We start from the raw sequence: 4,729 nt of genomic DNA, 5'->3' as shown, positions 1-4,729 counted from the left end.
CCCCCATGGGGTGCCCCCGACCGCGCGTCCGTGCTCAGTTGCGTCCGTGCTCAGTTGCTGGAGACGGTGACCTTCTCGTCGTTCTTGAGCTGGTTCACCAGCGTCTTCACCTTGGTGGTGTCCCACTGGAGGTTGCCGTTCGCGGAGTTGCCCGAGAGCGGCATGTTCATCGACTTGCCCTCGCCGCTGCTGACGCCCTTCATCGCCCAGAACATGGACCCCAGGTCGAACAGGCCCATGTCCTTGTCGACCACGAGGGAGTCAAGGCCCGCGCCCATGGTCGGGTACAGCTTGAACGGGTTGAGGATCGTGCTCGGCGTGGCGACCTGGTTGGCCAGGGCCGACAGGAACTTCTGCTGGTTCTTCGTACGGTCCAGGTCGGAGCCCTTGAGGGCGTAGCGGGTGCGGACGAAGGCGAGGGCCTGCTCGCCGGTCAGCGTCTGCTTGCCCTTCTTGAAGTCCGCGCCGGACTTGGTGTCCTTGATGTCCTGCGGGATGTCCATCTCGACGCCGCCGACCGCGTCCACGATGCTCGCGAAGCCGCCGAAGCCGATCTCCACGTAGTGGTCGATGTGCAGGTCCGTATTGGCCTCGACGGTACGGACCAGCAGCTCCGGGCCGTCCTCCGCGTACGCCGCGTTCAGCTTCGTCTGGCGGCCCGTGCCCGGGTAGACCTTCCCGGAGTCGGAGCCCTTGAAGGACGGGATCGTGACGTTCGAGTCACGCGGCAGGGAGATCAGCGTGGGGCCGTTGCTGCCGGTGTGCAGGATCATCATCGAGTCCGTGCGCTTGCCCTCGGCGGATCCGGTACGCAGTCTCTTCTTCTCCTCGGCCGACATGCCCGCGCGGCTGTCGGAGCCGACGATCAGGTAGTTCGTGCCCTCGCCCGCCTCCGGCCGGTCGATGACCTGCGACAGGTCGACGTCGCGGTTGAGCTTGGAGTCGGCCCAGAAGTACGTGGCGACGCTCGTCACCACCAGCACCGTCACCAGCGTGATGGTCGTCACCTTGATACGGCGGCGCCAGTTCGGCGCGGGACGCGGCTCGTACATGCCGTCGCCCGGGCCGCCCGGGCCTCGGCCACCGGGGGCGCCGTAGACCTGGCCGGTGTTGTAGCCGCTGTCGTAGCTCTCGCCGGGGCCGCCGTAGCCGCCGTCGACGTACGACGGCTGCTGCGGTACCCCGCCGCCGTACGGCGGGGCACCGCCGTAGCCGGCCTGCCCGGGCGACGGCGCCGGGCCACGGCGGACCTGCCGCATGACGCGGGCGCTCTCGGGCTGCGCGCTCGAGCTTCCGTGTCCGTAGCGGTTGCCGCGGTTGTCGTCGGACCGCCCCTCGGGCCAAGTGTTCATGCGCCCCAGTGTGCAGGTCCCTGTAGTGCGCCATACAAGAGTCGTCGGAAAATCAGAGCACGGCTGTGGCGAAGCTGACACAAAACCCCCGCATGTCGCCCCGGCATAGGGTGGGGGCCATGACAGACCAGTCCCCAGCTGCGGATTCCGGCAGTCCGGATATCCCGGGCAAGCCGACTTCGGCGTCCCGCACCACCCTCAGCCACATCATGACCCACAACGACACGAACCTGCTGGGGACCGTGCACGGCGGGGTGATCATGAAGCTGGTCGACGACGCGGCGGGGGCCGTGGCCGGGCGGCACTCCGGCGGGCCGGCGGTCACCGCGTCCATGGACGAGATGGCGTTCCTCGAACCGGTCCGCGTGGGCGACCTGGTCCACGTCAAGGCGCAGGTCAACTGGACCGGCCGGACGTCCATGGAGGTCGGCGTCCGGGTCCTGGCCGAACGCTGGAACGAGTCCGCCCCGGCCACCCAGGTCGGCTCCGCCTACCTCGTCTTCGCCGGGGTCGACGCCGACGGCAAGCCCCGCAGGGTCCCACCGGTCCTCCCGGAAACGGAACGTGACAAACGTCGCTGCCAGGAGGCCCAGATCCGCCGCACCCACCGCCTGGCCCGCCGCCGCGCGATCATGGAGCTGCGGGAGAAGCGGGCGGCGGAGGGGTTCGAGGACTGAGAGGGACGGTCACACCGCTCCTTACGAGCACGCCACCTCGTCCCCCCGCACCACCATGCCGGACTCGCTCTGCCCCGCATCCTCCGCCCGCACCTTGTGCACGCGTTCGAAGTCCGTGCCCGCGATGACCTTCAGGGTCGCGCCCAGGCCCGGGGCCGCGCGCAGCTCGCTGCCCGGCAGGGCTGCCGCGAGGGACTTGGCGGAGCGGTCCCAGCGAGGGTCGTAGACGATGACCGTTCGCTTCACGTCGGGGGTGGCCGCGTTCACCGGGGCCCCGGTCGTACGGAAGCCCGTCGAGACCAGCGCCGCGTCGACCCGGCGGCCGAGACCGGGCGTGGGTGTGCCGTTCTCCACCTGGACGCTGATCTGCTGCGGGGCGACCGGGACCACCCGGGCCTCGCTGCGCGGCCGCCGCACGGACAGCGGCTGGTCCGCGCGCAGGGCGTGGAAGAGCCGCTCCGCCTTCACGGCGTCCCACTTCAGCGTCGAGCCGACGCCCTCCACGGCGTATCCGAGCTGCCCGACCGGGACGGTCGTGAACTCGGAGGAGGAGGGGGAGAAGTTCCGCATGGCCCGGCCCAGGGCCAGCATCTCGTCCGTGCCGAAGCCCTTGTCGGCCCGCACCGAGCCGAGCACCGCCCGTGTCACGTCCCGGAACTTCATCGGGTTCAGCAGGATCCCGGAGGACATGACCCGCTCCACGAGCGCCGCCATGAACTGCTGCTGCCGTTTCATACGGCCCAGATCCGACGCCCCGTCGACATGGCGGGCGCGCACATACTGAAGCGCCTGCCCGCCCTCGAGAGTGTGGCGCCCGGCCGGCAGGTTCAGTCCCGTGTAGCTGTCACTCAGGGGAGCGGCCGTGCAGATCTGCACGCCCCCGACCACGTCCACCGTCTTCATGAAGCTCGTGAAGTCGACCTCCAGATAGTGGTCGATCTTCACCCGGGTCATGTTCTCGACCGTCCGCACGGTCAGCGGCGCCCCGCCCTCGGCGTACGCCGCGTTCAGCTTGATCGGGTGGCCCTCGTGCCGCCTGCCCGTCGTACGGTCGACATGCGCAGGCGTCACGGCGTACGAGTCGCGCGGCAGGCTCACCACGCTCGCCCGCTCCCGGTCCTCCGAGATGTGCACGATCATCATCGTGTCGGTGCAGTGGCAGGGCGCGCCGCCGAGCCGGTACTTCTGCCGCTCGTCCTGGCTGATCTTCTCGCGGCCGTCGGTGCCGACCAGCAGGACGTTCATGCCGTGGCCCGCCTCGGGCCGGTTCTTCATGTCCTTGAAGGCGTCGACCCGGGCGATGTCCGCGTCCAGGCTCGTGACCACCGCGTGCCCGATGCCGGCGGACGCGAGGACCACCACGGACAGCGTGGTGAGCGCCCGCATGCCCCACCGCGGCTTCCCGCGCCGCACGGGCGGCGCGGGCCTGCGCGGGCGCCGCCCGGAGGGCGGCTGCGGGCGGCGCTGCGGGGCGGCGGTGGTCCGGGGGGACCGCGGCGGCGTGGGCAAGAGGACACCTCCGGACGACGGCCGTACGTGGGATCCGTGACACCGTAGGCCGATACGATCTGCAGCCCGCGGTACCGCCCCGGCGGCGCGCACCGGTGTCCCCCGTTCGCGGTAACGTGAGGCCCCTATGAACGCCAATCCCGACGTGCGCCCCCCTGCCGTTTCCGTGATCATGCCCGTCCTCAACGAGGAACGGCATCTGCGGGGAGCAATCCAAGCGATCCTCGCGCAGGAGTACGCCGGCGAGATGGAGGTCGTGATCGCCCTCGGTCCGTCCACGGACCGCACGGACGAGATCGCGGCCGAGCTCGTTGCGGAAGACGCGCGTGTCCACACCGTCCCGAATCCGACCGGCCGTACACCCGCCGCGCTCAACGCGGCGATCAACGCCTCCCGCCACCCGATCGTCGTGCGCGTCGACGGGCACGGCATGCTCTCGCCCGACTACATCGCCACCGCCGTACGGCTCCTGGAGGAGACCGGCGCGCAGAACGTCGGCGGCATCATGCACGCCGAGGGCGAGAACGACTGGGAGCACGCCGTCGCCGCCGCGATGACCTCGAAGATAGGGGTCGGCAACGCCGCCTTCCACACGGGCGGCCAGGCCCAGCAGGCCGACACCGTCTACCTCGGCGTGTTCCGGCGCGAGGCGCTGGAGCAGCAGGGCGGCTACAACGTGGAGTTCATCCGCGCCCAGGACTGGGAGCTGAACTTCCGCATCCGGGAGGCCGGCGGGCTGATCTGGTTCTCGCCCGATCTGCGGGTGTCGTACCGGCCGCGGCCGAGCGTGAAGGCCCTCGCCAAGCAGTACAAGGACTACGGCCGCTGGCGGCATGTCGTCGCCCGCTACCACGAGGGCTCCATCAACCTGCGCTACCTCGCCCCGCCGACCGCCGTGTGCGCGATCGCGGCCGGGATCGTGGTGGGCGCGCTGCTGACCCCGTGGGGCTTCGTGGTGCCCGGCGGCTATCTCGCGGCGATCCTCGCCGGCTCGGTCCCTGCGGGCAAGGGGCTGCCGCTGAAGGCACGGCTCCAGATCCCCGTGGCGCTGGCCACCATGCACATGTCGTGGGGCTGGGGCTTCCTGACCAGCCCGCGGGCGCTGGCCCGCAAGGTGATCGCGAGCCGGCGGCCGGCGGTCCGCGCGGACGCCTCCGCGAGCTGAACCACCGATCACCGGCGTAGCGATAC

The 4,729-nt window shown here is 70.6% G+C and carries 4 protein-coding genes; 2 read left to right on the top strand and 2 right to left on the bottom strand.

Going from position 1 to position 4,729, the window contains the following annotated elements; all coding sequences use genetic code 11:
* Positions 1-50: 50 nt before the first annotated feature.
* Complete coding sequence (locus ACFTZL_RS41190; protein ID WP_382594599.1) at positions 51-1,352, bottom strand: LCP family protein; 1,302 nt, start codon at positions 1,350-1,352, stop codon at positions 51-53.
* Positions 1,353-1,444: 92 nt separating this feature from the next.
* On the opposite strand from ACFTZL_RS41190, the gene ACFTZL_RS41185 reads away from it, so the two are divergent.
* Positions 1,445-2,029 carry an acyl-CoA thioesterase gene (locus tag ACFTZL_RS41185; protein ID WP_382594596.1) on the top strand — a complete coding sequence of 195 codons (585 nt, stop codon included), beginning with the start codon at positions 1,445-1,447 and terminating at the stop codon, positions 2,027-2,029.
* Positions 2,030-2,050: 21 nt separating this feature from the next.
* Here the strand turns inward: ACFTZL_RS41185 and ACFTZL_RS41180 are convergent, their stop codons facing one another.
* Entirely contained in the window at positions 2,051-3,415 is a 1,365-nt protein-coding gene (locus tag ACFTZL_RS41180) for an LCP family protein (protein WP_382594602.1), read from the bottom strand.
* A 250-nt stretch (positions 3,416-3,665) separates the two neighbouring features.
* Here ACFTZL_RS41180 and ACFTZL_RS41175 point away from each other — a divergent pair, with 250 nt between their 5' ends.
* On the top strand, positions 3,666-4,703 hold the full coding sequence (locus ACFTZL_RS41175) for a glycosyltransferase family 2 protein (protein ID WP_382594593.1): 1,038 nt from the start codon (positions 3,666-3,668) through the stop codon (positions 4,701-4,703).
* Positions 4,704-4,729: the final 26 nt, after the last annotated feature.

The sequence above is a fragment of the Streptomyces sp. NPDC056948 genome, from assembly GCF_042674225.1.
In the GTDB taxonomy this organism is placed as follows: Bacteria; Actinomycetota; Actinomycetes; order Streptomycetales; family Streptomycetaceae; genus Streptomyces; species Streptomyces purpurascens.
This window is presented reverse-complemented; position numbering and strand designations above follow the sequence as displayed.